At 67.1% G+C, this 17,776-nt stretch carries 15 protein-coding genes; 10 read left to right on the plus strand and 5 right to left on the minus strand.

Features of this window, described 5'->3' with window-relative positions; translation table 11 throughout:
* Positions 1–175 precede the first annotated feature (175 nt).
* The 3 genes from E3C22_RS11990 to E3C22_RS12000 all read left to right on the plus strand — a co-directional run bounded on the left by E3C22_RS11990 (position 176) and on the right by E3C22_RS12000 (position 3,582).
* Positions 176–877, plus strand: a complete 702-nt coding sequence (locus E3C22_RS11990; protein ID WP_134762253.1) for a GntR family transcriptional regulator — start codon at positions 176–178, stop codon at positions 875–877.
* Positions 878–1,306: 429 nt separating this feature from the next.
* On the plus strand, positions 1,307–2,035 hold the full coding sequence (locus tag E3C22_RS11995; RefSeq protein WP_134762254.1) for an SDR family NAD(P)-dependent oxidoreductase: 729 nt from the start codon (positions 1,307–1,309) through the stop codon (positions 2,033–2,035).
* An 11-nt stretch (positions 2,036–2,046) separates the two neighbouring features.
* Positions 2,047–3,582 carry a cryptochrome/photolyase family protein gene (locus E3C22_RS12000; RefSeq protein ID WP_134762255.1) on the plus strand — a complete coding sequence of 512 codons (1,536 nt, stop codon included), beginning with the start codon at positions 2,047–2,049 and terminating at the stop codon, positions 3,580–3,582.
* A 39-nt stretch (positions 3,583–3,621) separates the two neighbouring features.
* Here E3C22_RS12000 and E3C22_RS12005 read toward each other — a convergent pair whose 3' ends face one another.
* The 3 genes from E3C22_RS12005 to E3C22_RS12015 all read right to left on the minus strand — a co-directional run bounded on the left by E3C22_RS12005 (position 3,622) and on the right by E3C22_RS12015 (position 9,109).
* Entirely contained in the window at positions 3,622–4,251 is a 630-nt protein-coding gene (locus tag E3C22_RS12005) for a TetR/AcrR family transcriptional regulator (RefSeq protein WP_134762256.1), read from the minus strand.
* 215 nt (positions 4,252–4,466) lie between these two features.
* The gene (locus E3C22_RS12010) at positions 4,467–7,658 is read right to left on the minus strand and encodes an efflux RND transporter permease subunit (protein ID WP_134762257.1); all 3,192 of its coding nucleotides are present in this window, start codon (positions 7,656–7,658) and stop codon (positions 4,467–4,469) included.
* A gap of 260 nt (positions 7,659–7,918) precedes the next feature.
* Entirely contained in the window at positions 7,919–9,109 is a 1,191-nt protein-coding gene (locus E3C22_RS12015; RefSeq protein ID WP_134762258.1) for an efflux RND transporter periplasmic adaptor subunit, read from the minus strand.
* 471 nt (positions 9,110–9,580) lie between these two features.
* Here E3C22_RS12015 and E3C22_RS12020 point away from each other — a divergent pair, with 471 nt between their 5' ends.
* From E3C22_RS12020 to E3C22_RS12050, 7 genes are all read left to right on the plus strand, one after another.
* Positions 9,581–10,618, plus strand: a complete 1,038-nt coding sequence (locus E3C22_RS12020) for a LacI family DNA-binding transcriptional regulator (protein WP_206026945.1) — start codon at positions 9,581–9,583, stop codon at positions 10,616–10,618.
* Between the two features lie 71 nt (positions 10,619–10,689).
* Complete coding sequence (locus tag E3C22_RS12025) at positions 10,690–11,361, plus strand: amino acid ABC transporter permease (RefSeq protein ID WP_134762259.1); 672 nt, start codon at positions 10,690–10,692, stop codon at positions 11,359–11,361.
* Between the two features lie 9 nt (positions 11,362–11,370).
* A complete protein-coding gene (locus E3C22_RS12030) occupies positions 11,371–12,027 on the plus strand; it encodes an amino acid ABC transporter permease (protein ID WP_134762260.1) in 657 nt (218 codons plus the stop codon).
* A 44-nt stretch (positions 12,028–12,071) separates the two neighbouring features.
* Complete coding sequence (locus tag E3C22_RS12035; protein WP_134762261.1) at positions 12,072–12,875, plus strand: transporter substrate-binding domain-containing protein; 804 nt, start codon at positions 12,072–12,074, stop codon at positions 12,873–12,875.
* 27 nt (positions 12,876–12,902) lie between these two features.
* The gene (locus E3C22_RS12040; RefSeq protein ID WP_134762262.1) at positions 12,903–13,679 is read left to right on the plus strand and encodes an amino acid ABC transporter ATP-binding protein; all 777 of its coding nucleotides are present in this window, start codon (positions 12,903–12,905) and stop codon (positions 13,677–13,679) included.
* 59 nt (positions 13,680–13,738) lie between these two features.
* Positions 13,739–14,683 carry a 2-hydroxyacid dehydrogenase gene (locus E3C22_RS12045; protein ID WP_425364978.1) on the plus strand — a complete coding sequence of 315 codons (945 nt, stop codon included), beginning with the start codon at positions 13,739–13,741 and terminating at the stop codon, positions 14,681–14,683.
* A 202-nt stretch (positions 14,684–14,885) separates the two neighbouring features.
* A complete protein-coding gene (locus tag E3C22_RS12050) occupies positions 14,886–15,212 on the plus strand; it encodes a hypothetical protein (protein WP_134762264.1) in 327 nt (108 codons plus the stop codon).
* 33 nt (positions 15,213–15,245) lie between these two features.
* Here E3C22_RS12050 and E3C22_RS12055 read toward each other — a convergent pair whose 3' ends face one another.
* Together E3C22_RS12055 and E3C22_RS12060 are read right to left on the minus strand one after the other, a co-directional pair.
* A complete protein-coding gene (locus E3C22_RS12055) occupies positions 15,246–16,313 on the minus strand; it encodes an ABC transporter substrate-binding protein (RefSeq protein ID WP_134762265.1) in 1,068 nt (355 codons plus the stop codon).
* Positions 16,310–17,767, minus strand: a complete 1,458-nt coding sequence (locus E3C22_RS12060; protein ID WP_167591743.1) for a sensor histidine kinase — start codon at positions 17,765–17,767, stop codon at positions 16,310–16,312. Before E3C22_RS12060 ends, E3C22_RS12055 begins: the two co-directional genes overlap by 4 nt.
* Positions 17,768–17,776: the final 9 nt, after the last annotated feature.

Below are 17,776 nucleotides of genomic sequence, written 5' to 3' on the forward strand. Positions count from 1 at the left end.
GGCGCAACCCGGGCTCCGCAGGCTCTGGTACCGGACGCCCCCAGGCGGGGCAGCCGGCACCTCCAATACCCGGGAGGCGTCCAGAGAGGTATACAGTCGCATGCAGGATCGGATTGTCCGGTCACGCCAGCGGGTGCTAGGAACCTCGGATGGGCAGCGTGGGCGACGGGGCACGATGAGCAACGAAAACGAGCCGTCTTCCGGGCGACGCCCGGGCGCGCGCGGAGCGCAGGTCTATCACGCGCTGGTCGAGCGGATCCGCAACGGCGAGTTCAAGCGCGGGGTGCGCATCCGCGAGGAGGAAGTCGCCGCGATGCTCGACGTCAGCCGCACTCCGGTGCGCGAGGCGTTCGCCCGGCTGCAGGCCCGCGGGCTTCTCGAAGCCTCGGCCGGCGGCCTGTCGATCGCCCAGCTCAACCGCCCCCAGGTGATCGAGCTCTATGCGATGCGCGCCAAACTCGAGGCGGCCGCGGCGGGCTTTGCCGCCGAGAACGCGTCGGCGACGGAGATCTTCGGGCTGCGGCACATGGCCGAGCTCTTCGAGGCCGAAAGCAGCGGCGAGGCGGCGACGCTCGCCCGCGCCAACCGGCTCTTCCACGAAGCGATCTACGAGGCCGCGCACAACCGCTACCTTCTGAAGATGCTGGAGGATCTCAACGATTCCCTGGCGCTGCTGCCGGAGACGACATTCGCCCTGCCCGACCGCGCCCCCGAGGCTCGGGACGAACACCGCGCCATCGTCGAGGCGATCGTCGCGCGCCAGCCGGCCAAGGCCGAGGCCGCGGCCTCCGAGCACATCCTGAAGGCGCTGTCGGCGCGGCTGAAGCTGCTGTTTTCGATGGACCCGCAGAAGACGGCCTTCTCGCACAACGTCTGAGCCCTTCGGCGGGCTCTCCACCCGGCCGCCCGTCCGCTCTTCCCCATGTCCAAGCCCCTTGCGCCGTCATCGGCCGCGCCCCGAGAATGTGAGACCAGAGCGGCCGTCGGGGCCGCGGCTTCGCCGCGGATTTCGTCTTCGGAACGGGTTTGAGGGCGCGGCGGGACGCGAGTGGCTCGAAGCTCCGGCCGAGAAAGGCGATTCGCCGCACCCGTTCTTGAAACCAACCGGTCCTGCGCTCGGTTCGAACTCCTGGAAACGCCCGTCGGGCGGCCCGCTCATGCGGAGACGAAAGGCGAACGCGGGGATGCCGAGCGCATCTCGTTGCATCGCCCTTCTGCCGGCGGGTTGGTTCCAAGCGGCGAATTCCGGCCGGTCCGAAGCGGACCGGCGCAAGGATGCCGGCAACGCTGACGGTGCGATCGATCGATGGGACGATATCTGATCTTTGGTGGCAATGGCGGGATCGGCGAGGCGATCGCGCGGCGTCTTTCAAAAGCGGGGCACGATCTCGTCCTTGCGGGACGGAACGAGGAGGCCCTGGCCGGGCTCGCCGAGGAACTCGGCGCAGCCACCATTCTCTGCGACGTGATGGACGCGGATGCGATCGAGCGGGCGGGCGACGCGATGCCGCAGAGCCTCGACGGCTTCGTCTATGCCGTCGGGTCGATCAATCTGAAGCCCTTCGCCAAGGTCTCCGCCGACGACTATCTCGACGACTTCCGCCTGAACGCGCTCGGGGCGGCCCTGAGCTTCAAGGCGGCGACGCCGGCGCTTCTGGCGGCCGGGGATGGAGCCAGCGCGGTGTTCTTCTCGACGGTCGCCGTCGATCAGGGTTTTGCCGCCCACGCCTCCATCGCCATGGCCAAGGGCGCCGTCGTCGGCCTGACCCGAACCCTCGCCACCGAATATGCCGGCAAGATCCGCGTCAACGCCATCGCGCCGTCGCTGGTAGACACGCCGCTCGGACAGACGGTGGCCGGAAACGAGCGGATGGCGAGCGCGATCGCCAGGATGCACGCGATCCCGCGGCTGGGGCGGCCGGACGACGTCGCCGCCATGGCGGAGCTGCTGCTCACCGAGGCCGGCTCGTGGATCACCGGCCAGGTGATCGGCGTCGATGGCGGCCGCTCCTCGATCCGCGTCATGCGCAGCTAGGCCGCGGCGCGATGCCGACCCTGCGCTTCGTTCTCGGCGACCAGCTCAGCCGGGACCTCTCCTCTCTCCGCGACATGGAGGCCGGCGACGTCGTCCTGATGTGCGAGGTGGCGGACGAAACCCGCTACGTGCGCCATCACAAGCGCAAGATCGCCTTCCTCTTTTCCGCCATGCGCCACTTTGCCGACGACCTCCGCGATCGCGGCGTCACGGTCGATTACGTGACGCTCGACGATGCGGACAACACCGGCTCCTTCACCAGCGAGCTGAAGCGGGCGGTCGAAAAGCACGCGCCGGACGCCGTGGCCGTCACCGAACCGGGCGAATGGCGCGTCCGCCAGATGATGGACGACTGGCGCGAGGAACTCGGCGTCGCCGTCGAGATCCGTCCCGACGACCGGTTCCTCTGCAGCCACGAAAAATTCCGCGGCTGGGCCGAGGGGCTCAAGGAACTGCGGATGGAGTATTTCTATCGGGAGATGCGCAGGTCCACCGGCTATCTGATGGAGGGCGATCATCCGGCGGAAGGCAAGTGGAACTTCGACCATGCCAACCGCGAGCCGCTGAAGAAGGGCGTCGAGCCTCCCGAGCGGCCGACCTATGCCGTGGACGAGACGACCGAGGCAGTGCTGGGTCTCGTCGCCTCGCGCGTCGGCAATCATTTCGGCAGCCTCGACGATTTCGACTATCCGGTCTCGCGGCGCCAGGCGCTGCATTACCTCAACTGGTTCGTCGAAGAGGCGCTGCGGGATTTCGGCACCTATCAGGATGCAATGCGCGAAGGCGCGCCGCTGCTCTTTCACTCCCATGTCTCGGCGCTGATCAATTGCGGGCTGATCGACCCGCGCGAAGCCTGCGAAAGGGCAGAGGCGGCCTGGCGGGATGGCAAGGCGCCGATCAACGCGGTCGAGGGGTTCATTCGCCAGATAATGGGCTGGCGCGAATTCATCCGCGGCGTCTACTGGCGGGAGATGCCCGGCTACGAGACGTCCAACAGGCTCGACGCCCAGCGCAGCCTGCCGGATTTCTTCTGGACCGGCGAGACCGACCTCAACTGCCTGCATCACTGCATCGAGGAGGTGAAGGCCCGCGCCTACAACCATCACATCCAGCGTCTGATGGTGCTCGGCAATTTCTGCCTGCTCTGCGGCTTCGATCCGAAAGAGGTGCAGGAATGGTATCTCACCGTCTATCACGACGCCTATGAATGGGTGGAGATGCCCAACGTCGTCGGCATGATCCTTTATGCCGACGGCGGGCTCTTCGCCTCCAAGCCCTATGCGGCTTCCGCGAACTATATCGACAAGATGTCGGACTATTGCGGCGGCTGCCGCTATTCTCCGAAGGTGAAGACCGGCGAAGGGGCCTGCCCGTTCAATCTGCTCTACTGGGACTTCATCGTCCGCAACGAGAAGCGCCTGAAGGGCAATCCGCGGATGAACCGGACCTATGCGACCCTCGACCGGATGGACGGCAGGAAGGTCCAGACGATCCGGAAGGAGGCGACGGCCTTTCTCGACGGTCTTTCGTCGACCGGCAATTATTGATGCCCAGTCGCCGCCCGGTCGGACGCCGGGCGCCGAACGTCATGCGACGCAGGCCGCGTCCCCTGTCGCTTCGGAGGGCTCTGCGCCCGGCCAGGACTGCATGAACTGCCGGACCACGGCCCTCAGCTCTTCGGGCCTCGCGCCGCCATTCGCCTGCACCACCAGGCCGTTGGCGACGGTGGCGACGTAGCGGCCGAGGCTTTCGGTATCGGTGTCGTGCGGCAGGTCGCCGATCGCCTTCCAGTCTTCCAGCCGTTCGAAGAGCTGCTTCATCCGAGAGGAGCGACGCGAGAGGAGATCCTCCTTGACCGCTTCGCCGTCCGGGCTGCAGACCAGCGCGCCCTGCACCATCAGGCATCCGCAGGGTGTGCCGTCGGGAGCGTCTGCACCGGTGAACATCATCAGGAAGGCCTCGATGGCCCGGCGGGACGACGGCTGGTCGAAGATGCCACCGAGAAAGGCGATGCGTCGCTCCTCGTAGCGGTCGACCGCCTTCTTGAACAGCTCTTCCTTGTTGCCGAAGGCGGCGTAGAGACTGGGCTTGGTGATGCCCATCGCATCGACGAGATCGCTCATCGACGTGCCCTCATAGCCCTGTCGCCAGAACAGGAAAACCGCCTTGTCGAGCGCCTCGTCGGCGTCGAACTCCCGTGGCCGTCCCTTGGCCATGTCGCTTCCTCCGCAGGCTGGTTCTTGTTTTCGCGCCGATGGCGGGAGCGTCCTGCGTGGCGCTCCGACAGTTGGTTCTGCCCATCCGGTCGACCGAAGATCGATTCCGATTTTGGGGTTTGTTCCCTAGCACATGTAGGCATTTTGCTGCCGTTTCGAAATGTTTCCTGTCTCGCAGCGTCTAGACTCATGGCATGTTTAGATCCCGTGCCGGGCTAAGGATGCGCCGCCGGAGCGTCCGCCTCGCCAACTTCCGGTGCCGCCTCGCCGCTCCGCCTGAGCGGCCGTCCGCCGGAAAGCGCGCGGACGAGGACGTAGAACACCGGCGTCAGGAAGATGCCGAAGAGCGTCACGCCGAGCATGCCGGCGAAGACCGCAACACCCATGGCCGCGCGCATCTCGGCGCCGGGCCCGGTCGACAGGACGAGCGGCACGACGCCCATGATGAAGGCGATCGACGTCATCAGGATCGGCCGTAGCCGCAGCCGGCTCGCCTCGACCGCCGCCTCGCGGGTCGCCATTCCGGAGATCTCCAGGTCGCGGGCGAATTCGACGATGAGGATGGCGTTCTTTGCCGACAGGCCGACCAGCACGATGAAGCCGATCTGGGTGAAGATGTTATTGTCACCGTGATCGAGCCAGACGCCGATCAGTGCGGCGAGGATCCCCGTCGGCACGATCATGATGATGGCGAAGGGCAGCGTCAGGCTCTCATATTGGGCGGCCAGCACCAGGAAGACGAGGAGCACGGCCAGCGGGAAGACGATCAGCCCGGAATTGCCGGCGATGATCTGCTGGTAGGTCAGGTCCGTCCACTCGAAGCCGATGCCCTTGGGCAGCGTCTCCGCCGCGACACGCTCGACCGCTGCCTGGGCCTCGCCGGAGGAAAAGCCCGGCGCCGCGCCGCCATTGATGTCGGCGGCGAGAAAGCCGTTGTAGCGGCTCGCAAGCTCCGGCCCGGCCGACGGCCTCACGGTCATCAGCGCCGAGAGTGGCACCATGGCGCCGTTCGACGAGCGGACCTTCAGGCGGGCAATGTCTTCCGGCTGGCTGCGATCGCCGGCGTCGGCCTGCACACGGACCGAGTAGGTCCGGCCGAAGGCGTTGAAGTCGTTCACATACAGCGATCCCAGATAGATCTGCAGCGTCTCGAAGACGTCGGTCACCGAGACGCCCAGCTGATGCGCCTTGGTCCGGTCGAGATCGGCGAAGAGCTGCGGCACCGAGATCCGGTAGCTCGAGAACATGCCGGCCAGCTCCGGCGCCTGCCGCGCCTTGGCGAGGAAGGCGTTGGTCGCCTGGCTGAGCGCCTCGTAGCCGAGGCCGGCGCGGTCCTCGAGCTGCAGCTTGAAGCCGCCGATCGTGCCGAGACCCTGGACGGGCGGCGGCGGGAACATGGCGATGGTCGCTTCGCGGATGCCGGCATATTGCTGGTTGAGAGCCCCGGCGATCGCGCCGCCGGGCAGGCCCTCGCGCTCCTCGAAGGGGGCTTCGGTGACGAAGACGACGCCGGCGCTGGAAGAGTTGGTGAAGCCGTTGATCGACAATCCGGGGAAGGACACCGTGTCGGTCGCCCCCGGCTGCTTCAGGGCGATCTGGTCCATCCGCTCGATGACGTCTTCCGTCCGGTCGAGGCTGGCACCGTCGGGCAGCTGCGCGAAGCCGACGAGATAGCCCTTGTCCTGCGCCGGCACGAAACCGCCCGGCACCTGGTTGAACATGTAGACGGTGCCGCCGACGAGCAGCAGATAGACGCCCATGACGATCGTCTTGCGCGAGAACAGCCGCCCGACGGAATTGCCATACTTTCGCGATCCGAAGCCGAAGGCCCGGTTGAAGCCGCGGAAGAACCAGCCGAGCAGGAAGTCCATCACCCGGGTCGGGACGTCCCTCTTAGCGCCATGTCCCTTCAAGAGAAGTGCCGCGAGTGCCGGCGACAGGGTCAGCGAATTGATCGCCGAGATCACCGTCGAGATCGCGATGGTCACCGCGAACTGCTTGTAGAACTGGCCGGTGAGGCCGGAGATGAAGGCCAGCGGCACGAAGACGGCGACGAGCACCAGGGCGATCGCGATGATCGGGCCGGAGACCTCGCTCATCGCCTTGTAGGTCGCCTGGCGGGGTGGAAGCCCCTCTTCGATGTTGCGCTCGACATTCTCGACGACGACGATGGCGTCGTCGACGACGATGCCGATGGCCAGCACCAGCCCGAAGAGGCTCAGCGCATTGATCGAGAAGCCGAGGAGATAGAGTGCGCCGAAAGTGCCGACGATCGACACCGGCACGGCGATCAGCGGGATGATCGACGCCCGCCAGGTCTGCAGGAAGACGATGACGACGATGACCACCAGCACCACCGCCTCGAGCAGCGTGTGGACCACCGCTTCGATGGAGGCGCGCACGAACTGCGTCGTGTCGTAGACGATCTCGTATTGGACGCCCTGGGGCATGGCGGCCTGCAGCTCGTCCATCGTCTGGTGGATCGCGTCGGAGACGGCGATGGCATTGGAGCCCGGCGACTGGAAGATCGGCAGGGCGACCGCCGGCTTGCCGCTGAGCAGCGAGCGCAGCGAATAGCCGGACACGCCGAGTTCGACCCGTGCGACGTCGCGCAGCCGGACGACGGCGCCGTTCGGCGCGGTCTTGACGATGATGTCGCCGAAGGCTTCCGGCGTGTTCAGCCGGCCCTCCGCATTGACGGACAGCTGCAGCTCGACGCCGCTTCCGGCCGGCGGCGCGCCGATCTGGCCGGCCGCCGCCTGGACGTTCTGCTCGCGGATTGCCGCGACGACGTCGCTCGCCGAGAGGCCGACCTCGGCGACCTTCTGCGGGTCGAGCCAGACGCGCATGGCATAGTCGCCGGAGCCGAAGACCTGAACGTCGCCGACACCGGCGATCTGGGCGAGGCGATCCTTGACGTTAATGACGGCATAGTTGCGCAGATACTTGATGTCGTAGCGCCCGTCCGGCGAGACGAGGTGGACCACCATCATCAGGTCGGGCGAACTCTTCTTGGTGGTGATGCCGAGGGAGCGGACCTCTTCCGGCAGCCGCGGCTCGGCCTGGCTCACCCGGTTCTGGACCAGTTGCTGCGCCTTGTCGGGGTCGGTGCCGAGGGCGAAGGTCACGGTCAGGGTCAGCGCGCCGTCGGCGGTCGCCTGGCTGGACATATAGAGCATGCCCTCGACGCCGTTGATCTCCTCCTCGATCGGCGTCGCGACGGTCTCGGCGATGACCTTGGGGTTGGCGCCGGGATATTGCGCGCGCACCACGATCGAAGGCGGCACGACCTCGGGATATTCCGAGATCGGCAGGGCCTGCATGCCGAGAAGGCCGCAGATCAGGATGAGCACCGAAAGCACGCCTGCGAAGACCGGGCGGTCGATGAAGAACTTGGAGATGTTCATGATGGTCTCTTCGGCTCGGCGGTGGCGGCCTGGCGGCAAAGGCAGGCCCGGCACCCGGCAAGGCGGGCGCTAAGGCAGGCACGGATGGTGGCGGTATCGGGCGTGGAGCGCGCCGGGACGCGCCGCGCTCCCAAAGCCCGCTCGATCTCTCTGTCCGGCTTGATCGTTTCCGAAAGCCGGCTCCGACGCTTCGGGTCATGCAACAGGGGGAAGACGGTCCGGCCTCGGGGGTGAGACGGACCGTCTTCTGCCGTCGCGGGCTACTTCGCGGATGCCACGGCGACGGGTTCGGGATCGACGAGCGTGCCCGGCGCGAGGGACTGGATCCCCTCCGCGACGATCTGCTCGCCGGGCTTCAGGCCCGAGGATACGACTCTGAGGCCGGCGACCGAGGCGCCGAGCTCGATCGTGCGGTACTCGACCTTGTTGTCCTTGCCGACCACCAGGACGAACTTGCGGTCCTGGTCGGTGCCGACGGCTCTCTCGCTGATCAGGAGCTTGTCCTCGGGCTTCGGCTGTCCGAGCCGGATGCGGACGAACTCGCCGGGCACGAGGGTGCCCTTCGGATTGTCGAGGGAGGCACGCAGCCGCAGGGTGCCGCTTTTCTCGTCGACCTCGTTGCCGATCAGCTGCACATGGCCGCGTACCGGCTTCGAGGCGTCCGTGGCGGAGAACCGCTCGACCTCGACCGGGATGTCGCCATAGGCGGGAAGCGGACCGTCCTGATCCGGCAAGGCGGAGAGGATCTCCGCAACATCGCCGGCATTGACGTCGAAGCCGGCATAGATCGGATCGACGGACACCACCGTCGTCAGCACCGGCGAGGAAAGGCCCGCCGCGACGAGATTGCCCGCGGTGACCTCGATCTGCCCGATGCGCCCGTCGATCGGGCTGCGCACCGCGGTATGATCGAGGTCGAGCTCGGCCGTCCGCAGCGACGCCCTGGCGGCGTCGGCGCTGGCGAGCGCCTGGTCGTAGCCGCTGGAGCGCTGGTCGAGGGTGCTCTGCGAGACGGTGCGGGAGGTCACCAGCGATTTCGCCCGGTCGACTTCGAGCGCGGCCAGATGGACCTGCGCCTCGGCCGCCTCCACATCCGCCCTCGCCCGCGCGACGGCGGCCTGATAGGGCGCCGGATCGATGGTGGCGACGAGATCGCCCTTTTTCACCAGCGCGCCCTCGCGAAAGTGGAACGCCTCGATGGCGCCGGAAACGCGGGGCCTGATCTCGACCCGATCGACCGCCTCGAGCCGCCCGGAATATTCCTTCCAGAGCGTCACGGACTGCGGCTCGACCGGGTTGACCGGCACGCCGACGGCAGCCGGTGCCGGGGCTGCCGCTTCGGTCGCTGCCGCGGGCTCGGGTTCGTTGAAGGCCACGGTCGTTGCGGCCGCGGCAATGAGGACCGTCAGGCTCGAACTCCAGAGGAGCCGCCGAAAGGCTGTCTGTTTCATGGAGAGAACTCGCTAACGAAATTTCAGGGATCGGACGCTGCAAGGGGACGGGGCGACAATGCCTCTGGTCCTGCGCATCCGCTGCGACGAGCGCCCCGGTTCTGCGGGGTTCCGCCCGTTGATTTACGTCGCCGGAAGCCGAGGGAGCCTCGCTGCCGAACTTGCTGGATTTGCCGAAAGTGCCCCGGTCATCGCTATGCCCTCTCGCAATCCCGCATGACCGACGCCAGTTATGTACCGAGCGGTAGGGCTGCAGTTAAGTGGCCGATCACTCGTGGTCAAGAGAAATATCTACCGATCGGTATAAAAATATCCGAGGAAGGTTTTGTGACCACCACGGTGATCTGACGGCCCCGCCGCCGGCCCGACCCGCGAGATCCTGTCTCGACTTCACCGCAAGACCCGTCCATTCTCTTCTTGGATCGATCCAAATCGGCTCGGTCCCGTGGAATCGGATCGGGAGGGAACGCCGTGCCGAAGCGCCCAACCTTGCTCGACGTCGCCGACCGGGCCGGCGTCTCGCGTGCGACCGCCTCGCTGGTCGTGCGCAAGAGCCCGCTGGTCTCGGCTTCAACGCGGGAGCGGGTCGAGGCCGCCATGGCCGAGCTCGGCTATGTCTACAATGCCGGCGCCGCCCGCATGCGCGCGGCGCAGAGCCGGACGGTGGGTGTCGTCGTGCCGAACCTCACCAACCCGTTCTTCGCCGTGCTTCTGGCCGGGATGGAATCGGTGTTCGAGACGGAAGGGCTCGCCGTCATCTTCGCCAATTCCAACGAATCGCTGGACAAGCAGAGCGGCTTCTTGCGGCGGATGCGCGAACATGCCGCCGACGGGGTCATCGTCTGCCCCTGCGAGGGAACCGACCTTCGTCTCGTCGAGGATGCCGCCGCCTGGAGCCTGCCGCTGGTCCAGGCGCTGCGCTACGTTCCCGGGACAGGCAGCGACTATGCCGGCATCGACTACCGCGCCGGCATGCGCGAGGCGACCGAGCGGCTGATCGGCCTCGGCCACCGGCGGATCCTGTTCGTCAGCGGCAATCGCCGGCACTCTGCGCAGGCCGACAGGCTGGCGGGCTTTCAGGAAGCGATGTCGGCTCGTCGGCTCGACGCGGACGCCGTCATCCACCTGCCGCTGACCCACGGCGCGGCGCGCGAGGCCGCTGCCGCCATCGCTGCCGGGCCGGACCGTCCGAGCGCCGTGATCTGCTTCAACGACGTCGTCGCCCTCGGCCTTCACCGGGGGTTCCTCGATCTCGGTCTCACCCTCGGCCGCGACATCTCCCTGGCCGGCTTCGACAATGTCGCGGAAGCCGCCCTCGTCCTGCCCGGCCTCACCTCCGTCGCGACCAAGCCCTTCAGCGTCGGAGAGAATGCCGCGCGGCTGCTGCTGCGCCGGATCGGCGAGCCGGCGGCGCCGGTGAGCCGCCTGATCGAACCCACCGAATTTGTGGCGCGCGAATCCGTCGGGCCCGCCGGACCGGCACTTGACCGGTCGTCTGACCTGCTTTAGATCGATCCAAACGACGCTCGGTCGCTCGAAATGCCGCTCCACGGGAGGTTGCGGCTCGGAGGTTTCGGGACTTGGACTACCAGCTCAAATTTGCGCCGGTCTTCGACAATTTCGGCCATCTTCTGTCCGGACTTCTGGTCACGCTCGAACTGTCGTTCGGCGCCATGCTGCTCGGCACGCTGGTCGCGATCGTCTGCGCGGCCGGCAAGACCGGCGGCCCCCGGCCCGTCCGCTGGATCATCGACGTCTATATCGAGGTCATCCGGAACACGCCGTTCCTGATCCAGATCTTCTTCATCTTCTTCGGCCTGCCGGCCCTCGGCATCCGCTTTTCGCCGAACACCGCGGCCCTCGTCGCGCTGACAGTCAATGTCGGCGCCTATGCGACGGAGATCATCCGGGCCGGCATCGAGTCGATCCAGAAGGGCCAGGTCGAGGCTGGTACGGCGCTGGGGCTGAAGCCGGTCCAGATCTTCCGCTACATCATCGTCAAGCCGGCGCTGCGCACCGTCTATCCGGCGCTGACCAGCCAGTTCATCTATCTTATGCTGACCTCGAGCGTCGTCTCGGTGATCTCGGCGACGGACCTTGCGGCGGCCGGCAACGACATCCAGTCCCAGACCTTCGCCTCCTTCGAGGTCTATCTCGTCATCACCGCCATGTATCTCGTCCTGTCGATCGCCTTTTCCGGGCTGTTCTCGCTGGTCGAGCGCATGGCGTTCAACTACCCGCTGAGCCGATAGGAGCACGCGATGATCCGCCCCTTCGGCATCGACGAAATCCTGTTCATCGTGGCGGCCGTCCAGTGGACGCTGGCGCTGTCGGCGATCGCCTTTGCCGGCGGCGCGATCGGCGGCCTCGTCGTCGCGCTGGCAAGGGTGAGCCAGGTCAGAGCGCTGCGCTATCTCGCGCTCGGCTATGTCCGGCTGTTCCAGGGCACGCCGCTGCTGATGCAGCTCTTCCTGGTCTATTTCGGCCTTAACATCTTCGGCGCCGGCATCAATCCGTGGCTGGCCGCCTCGCTCGCCCTGACGCTGCATGCCAGCGCCTTTCTCGGCGAGATCTGGCGCGGCTGCATCGAGGCGGTGCCCTCCGGCCAGTCGGAGGCGTCCTGGGCGCTGGGTCTCGGCTATGTCGACCGGATGAAGTCGATCGTCCTGCCCCAGGCGGCGAAGATCGCCGTCGCGCCGACCGTCGGCTTCCTCGTCCAGCTGATCAAGGGCACCTCGCTCGCCTCGATCATCGGCTTCGTCGAACTGACCCGCGCCGGCCAGATCATCAACAACGCCACCTTCGTGCCGTTCAAGGTCTTCGGCCTGGTGGCGATCCTCTACTTCGTCCTGTGCTGGCCGCTCTCGCTGCTGGCCCGCTGGATGGAACGTCGTTTCGCCGTGGCAACCCGGCGGTGAGCCGGGGCCGGCAAGACAAGCACGCAACAGGGAAGGAAACAGCCATGAACATCTTCAGAAAAGCCGCGGCGATCGCGGCCGCAGCGGCCATCTTCGTCGGGCTCGGCGCCGTCGCCGCCAAGGCGCAGACGCTGGAGGCCGTGAAGTCGCGCGGCACGATCAATGTCGGCATGCTCGTCGACTTCCCGCCTTTCGGCATTCTCGACAATGCCGGCAAGCCGGACGGCTACGACGCCGATGTGGCAAAGCTCCTCGCCGAGGATCTCGGCGTGAAGCTCAATCTCGTCCCGGTCACCGGGCCGAACCGCATCCCCTATCTTCTCTCCGGCCAGGTCGACGTCCTCGTTGCCTCGCTCGGCATCACCCCCGCCCGTGCCGAACAGGTCGACTTCTCGCAGCCCTATGCCGGCATCGAGATCTTCGTCTTCGGCGACAAGGATCTGGCGGTGAAGGGCCCCGAGGATCTTTCCGGCAAGAATGTCGGCGTCGCCAGAGCCTCGACGCAGGACACCGCGATCACCAAGGTGGCGCCGCAGGACGCCAACATCCAGCGCTTCGACGACGACGCCTCCGCCGTCCAGGCGCTGCTTTCCGGCCAGGTGCCGCTGATCGGCTGCTCGAACACGGTCGTCGCCCAGGTCGAGAAGGTCCGCCCCGACACCTACGACACCAAGTTCTCGCTGGCTCAGCAGAAGCAGGGCATCGCGACGCGGCCGGGCTCCGACGAGCTGATGGCGGCGGTCAACGACTTCCTCGCCAAGGCCAAGCAGGACGGCGCCCTCAGCAAGCTGCACGAGAAGTGGCTCGGCGCGCCGCTGCCGGACTTCATCGCCAACAGCAAGAGCTGATCTTTCAAGGAAAGCGGGACGTCAGCGATGAGCAACACCTCGCCCGAAGGGCGCGCGGACAGCGCCCACATGCCCGCGGTCACCATGGAGGGTGTCGAGAAATACTACGGCACCTTCCACGCCCTCAAACACATCGACCTGACGGTCGCACGCGGCGAGAAGATCGTCGTGTGTGGGCCGTCGGGCTCGGGAAAGTCCACACTGATCCGCTGCGTCAACCAGCTCGAGGCGGTCCAGGAGGGCCGGATCGTCGTCGACGGCATCGAGCTGACCGCCGGGCCGAAGAACGTCGAACAGGTTCGCCGCGACGTCGGAATGGTGTTCCAGCAGTTCAACCTGTTCCCGCACATGACGGTGCTGCGCAACTGCATGCTGGCGCTGATGAAGGTGCGCGGCATCGCCAGGGACGAAGCCGAGGCGACGGCCCGCCGGTTCCTCGAGCGGGTGAAGATCCCCGAACAGGCGGAGAAATATCCCGCCCAGCTGTCCGGCGGCCAGCAGCAGCGCGTCGCCATCGCCCGGGCCCTCTGCATGAACCCGAAGATCATGCTGTTCGACGAGCCGACCTCGGCGCTCGACCCGGAAATGGTCAAGGAAGTGCTCGACACGATGATCGATCTTGCCCGCGAGGGCATGACGATGATGGTGGTCACCCACGAGATGGGATTTGCCCGGCAGGTCGCCGACCGGGTGATCTTCATGGACCGCGGCGAGATCGTCGAGATCGCCGGGCCGACGGAGTTCTTCGGCAATCCCCGGCACGAGCGCACGCGGACCTTCCTCGGCCAGATCACCGGCCACTGACGAACCAACAGCGCTCCATGAGGCATGACGTGAAACACGACATCCTGCTCGTCGAGCCGATGCTCGCCGAGATCGAGGCGCGGCTCGACGCCGCCTATCAGGTGACGCGGCTGTTCGCGCCGGACGGCGCCCGGGCGGCGGATCAGTCCGCGGGCCGGATCCGCGCCGTCGTCACCGGCGGCGGCACCGGCCTTTCGCCCGACTGGTTCGAAAAGCTTCCCTCCCTCGGCCTCGTCGCGGTGAACGGCGTCGGCACCGATAAGGTCGACCTCGATCTTGCGCGCCGGCGCGGCATCCATGTCTCGACGACGCCGGGCGTCCTCACCGACGATGTCGCCGATCTCGGCATGGCGCTGATCCTCGGCGTCATGCGCCGTCTCGGCCAGGGCGACCGGCTGGTGCGCAGCGGCGCCTGGGGCGCTGGCGAAACGCTGCCGCTCGGATCGAGCCTTACGGGCAAGCGTCTCGGCATTCTCGGCTTCGGCCAGATCGGCCGGGCGCTCGCCGGCCGTGCCGAGGCCTTCGGCATGAAGGTCGCCTATTGGAACCGCTCGGCCGTCGAGGCGTCCGAAAGCTACCGACGGTGCGAAACCGCCGTCGGCCTTGCGACCGAGTGCGACATCCTCGCCGTCTGCGTCGCCGGCACCGCCGGGACGGAAAGGATGGTCGGCAACGAGATCCTGTCCGCACTCGGAGCGGACGGCGTTCTCGTCAACATCGCCCGCGGCAGCGTCGTCGACGAGGAGGCGCTGATCGCGGCGCTGAAGGGTGGCACGATCGCCGCGGCGGGCCTCGACGTCTTCGTCGGCGAGCCGAACATCCGGCCGGAGTTTCTCGCCTTGGACAACGTGCTTCTGATGCCGCACCAGGGCAGCGCGACGATCGAGACCCGGCTTGCGATGGGCGAACTGGTGCTCGCCAATCTCGACGCCTTCTTCAAAGGCGAGACGCCGCCGACATCGGTGATCCGGGGAGAGCGCCGCGCGTCCGCCGGGACGCGCTGAAGACGCTCGAAATGCCATCGGCCCCCGTCGTCGTCCGGCGCAAGGCGGAGACGCTCGGGCACCGCGGGAACAGCTTCGGGCGACAGGGCGACAGGAAGTCGCCCTCTCCGGCCGTTGGCGTAACGCATTCAATCTGCTCATCGTGCCTTGCGAAGATCGATCCCGACCTTCGGCCCGGTGCCGCAAGCCAGGAGACAGTCAGATGATCGTCCGACAGGCGCTCTTCGAGGGCGCGATCCATGCCGGGAGCGAGACCGATTTCAGAAACTTCGTCGAAACCCGTCTCGTCCCGATGTGGCGGCAGTTTCCCGGCTTGCGCGATCTGAAGGTGATGTTCGCCCTTTCGCGGGACGACGGAGCCCCGTCCTTTCCGCTGACGCTGACGATGAGCTTCGAGGACGAGGCGGCCCTCGCCGCGGCTCTCGACGCGCCGATCCGCCTCGAAAGCCGGGCGGTGACCGGCGAACTCATGGCGATGTTCGACGGCCGGATCCACCATCACGTCTTCGAAGCGCTGGCCGAGCGCTGAGCATCCGATCTGCCGCTGAACGTCGCGCCCCGGTCATTGCGTGGGCGAGCGGCCTTTGATCGAGGCTTGCCAGTCGTGCAGGAACTTCGCCTTCTTCCGCCCGTCGAGCCAGGTCAGGAGGCTGGGCCTCAGGCGGATCGGCAGGAGCGAGGTTGAGCCCTCGAAGCGGCTCTCGAAAAAGGACTGGCCCTCGCGGAAGCTTTCGATCAGCGGGAAGAGCGAGGAGTTCCGGTCGATCAGCGTCTGGCCGGCATCGGAGAGCAGGAAGCGGATGAAATCCCCGGCCGCGCCCTTGGCATCGGACTCCTTCGGCACGAGCACCGAGCGGGTGAACACCAGCGCATAGTCGCTGAGGAGAAGAATGCCGAGCCGCGCGTCCTGGCGCACCTGTTCGAGCGCATAGGAGCCGATGACGTTGTAGGCGAGGACCAGTTTTCCCGTCGCGACGTCGCCCACCATGTCGCTGGTGCAGCAATAGGTCCGCGCCCGGGCGCGGCCGAGGGATTCGACCAGGCGAGACGCCTGGAAACCCCGCTGCGCATCCTGTGCGGCGAACATGTAGCCGACGCCGGACAAGGCGACGTCGTAGGTCCCGACCCGACCGTCGAAGAAGGACGGCTCGTCGCGGATCATGCCGGCGAGCTCCGATCTCGTGCTCGGAAGCCGACGATCGGAAAACGCCTGCCGGTTGTAGACCAGCGCCACCGGCTCCTGGGTGAAGCCGAAGAGTTCCTCGCGCCAGCGCGCCCAGTCCGGCGTCTCGGGAACGTCCGAGACGGGGCTCGCCAGACCGCGATTGACCAGCTCGACCTGAAGATCCATCGCCGAGGAAATCACGACGTCGGGCATTTCCTTCGCCGCCAGGACGGCGTCCTGAAGCTCGGAGGTGTTGAACTCGGTGTAGCGGACGGAGACGTTCGGATAGGCGGCCTCGAAGCCGGCGACGATCGCCGACATCGCCGCCTTGTCCGTGGCGCTCCAGACGTCGAGGACCGTTCGCTCGGGCGCGTCCGATCCCTCCTTCAGGACGACGAGCCATATCGTCAGGGCCGCAAGGGCGACGAGTAACGCCGCAAGGACGGCGCGCGAGCGGACGGTCATGGGGCCTCGCCCCCCGGCAGGGGCGATTGCGGCAGCGTCATGCTGGCGCGAAGCCCGGAGGGTTTGCGGTCGGCGAGATCGAGCCGCCCCTTGTGGCTCTCGGCGACCGCCGCGACGATGGCGAGGCCGACGCCGGAGCCGCCCCCCGGCCCGCTCGAATAGAAGCGCTCGACCACCCTCGGCTTGTCGGCATCGGCGATCCCCGGCCCCTGATCCTCGACGCCGATCGCGAAGGCCGGTCGCCCCCGCAGCGTCGTCGCAACGACGTGAAGGGTGATCTGGTTGTCGGGCGGGCCGTGGCGCACGGCATTGTCGACGAGGTTGCGCAGCGCCTCGCGGATCGCGATGGGATCGCCCATGACCTTCGCCGGGGTCGGCGGTGGCGGCAGCTCGACGGCGAAGTCGATGCCGCCCGCGCGCTCGTCCCGGACGATCTCCTCCATCAGTCGCCGGACGAGTTCACCGAGATCGATCGTCTCGAACATCTCCTTGTCGGCCCGGTGGATCACCATCGCATGGCTGAGAAGCTGGTTGGTCAGCCGCACGGTCCGGCGGGCCTGGTCCCTGGCGCGCAGGACGGCGACGGTGCCCGCCTCGCCCTGGTCGCCGGCAGCCTCGAGATGGCTGTAGAGCGCCGCCAGGGAGGTGCGCATCTGGTGGGCGACGTCGGCGATGAAGGATTCCGCCTGATCGCGCGACAGGTCGAGGCGGCGCATGAAGCCGTTGATGGCGGTGATCAGGCTCTCGACCTCCCGCGGCGGCAATGCGTCGAGGGGCTTCAGGTCGTTGGGCTGGCGTTCGCGGATATCCCGCTCGATCCCGGCGAGCGGCCGCATGGCAAAGCCGATCCCGGCGCGCGCCATCGCCACCCCGGCGATCGACAGCGCCGCCAGCGGCACCAGCCCCTTCAGGATCAGGTCGCGTTCCATGGCATTGCGGGCGATCCGCGTCTGACCGATCTGGACGCCCACCCATTGCGGCTCGTCGGCGGAAAGGAGTGTGCGCCCGTTGACGACGAAGCGGACCGTCTCGCCGCTGTACTGGCTGTCGAAGAAGACCGGTTCCTGCAGCGGCGGCGATTTTGCCAGCGAGCCTTCCGACGGAAGGTCCGCTGTGCCGGTCAAGGTCGCGCCATCCGCGTCGACGACCCGGTAGAAGACCCGGTCGTCCTGGTCGAGGGCGAGGATTTCCAGCGCCGAGGGCGGCAGGTCGATGTCGATCCCCTCGGGCGTCACCGAGATGCGTTCGAGAATCGCGATCGCCGCTCCGCGCAGGAGGAGGTCGTAGGTCTCGTTGGCCGAACTCCGCGCATAGGTCCACAGGCCGGCAGACAGGAGGGCGATCAAGACGGCGAAGGCGCCCATCGAGGCGACCATCAGCCTTCGGCGCAGCGAATAGGGCCGACGCCCGCTTGCATGGGCCGGGATGGCGCCGGAAGGCCGCGCCCGGCTCATCGCCGCCAT

Origin of the sequence: Jiella endophytica (assembly GCF_004519335.1) — a bacterium.
GTDB classification, from domain to species: Bacteria; Pseudomonadota; Alphaproteobacteria; order Rhizobiales; family Rhizobiaceae; genus Jiella; species Jiella endophytica.

Excerpts from the sequence above, each read along its gene's own strand:
- E3C22_RS11990 (WP_134762253.1), top strand. The coding sequence starts at position 176 with ATGAGCAACGAAAACGAGCCGTCTTCCGGGCGACGCCCGGGCGCGCGC.
- E3C22_RS11995 (WP_134762254.1), top strand. The coding sequence starts at position 1,307 with ATGGGACGATATCTGATCTTTGGTGGCAATGGCGGGATCGGCGAGGCG.
- E3C22_RS12000 (WP_134762255.1), top strand. The coding sequence starts at position 2,047 with ATGCCGACCCTGCGCTTCGTTCTCGGCGACCAGCTCAGCCGGGACCTC.
- E3C22_RS12005 (WP_134762256.1), bottom strand. The coding sequence starts at position 4,251 with ATGGCCAAGGGACGGCCACGGGAGTTCGACGCCGACGAGGCGCTCGAC.
- E3C22_RS12010 (WP_134762257.1), bottom strand. The coding sequence starts at position 7,658 with ATGAACATCTCCAAGTTCTTCATCGACCGCCCGGTCTTCGCAGGCGTG.
- E3C22_RS12015 (WP_134762258.1), bottom strand. The coding sequence starts at position 9,109 with ATGAAACAGACAGCCTTTCGGCGGCTCCTCTGGAGTTCGAGCCTGACG.
- E3C22_RS12030 (WP_134762260.1), top strand. The coding sequence starts at position 11,371 with ATGATCCGCCCCTTCGGCATCGACGAAATCCTGTTCATCGTGGCGGCC.
- E3C22_RS12035 (WP_134762261.1), top strand. The coding sequence starts at position 12,072 with ATGAACATCTTCAGAAAAGCCGCGGCGATCGCGGCCGCAGCGGCCATC.
- E3C22_RS12040 (WP_134762262.1), top strand. The coding sequence starts at position 12,903 with ATGAGCAACACCTCGCCCGAAGGGCGCGCGGACAGCGCCCACATGCCC.
- E3C22_RS12045 (WP_425364978.1), top strand. The coding sequence starts at position 13,739 with ATGCTCGCCGAGATCGAGGCGCGGCTCGACGCCGCCTATCAGGTGACG.
- E3C22_RS12050 (WP_134762264.1), top strand. The coding sequence starts at position 14,886 with ATGATCGTCCGACAGGCGCTCTTCGAGGGCGCGATCCATGCCGGGAGC.
- E3C22_RS12055 (WP_134762265.1), bottom strand. The coding sequence starts at position 16,313 with ATGACCGTCCGCTCGCGCGCCGTCCTTGCGGCGTTACTCGTCGCCCTT.
- E3C22_RS12060 (WP_167591743.1), bottom strand. The coding sequence starts at position 17,767 with ATGAGCCGGGCGCGGCCTTCCGGCGCCATCCCGGCCCATGCAAGCGGG.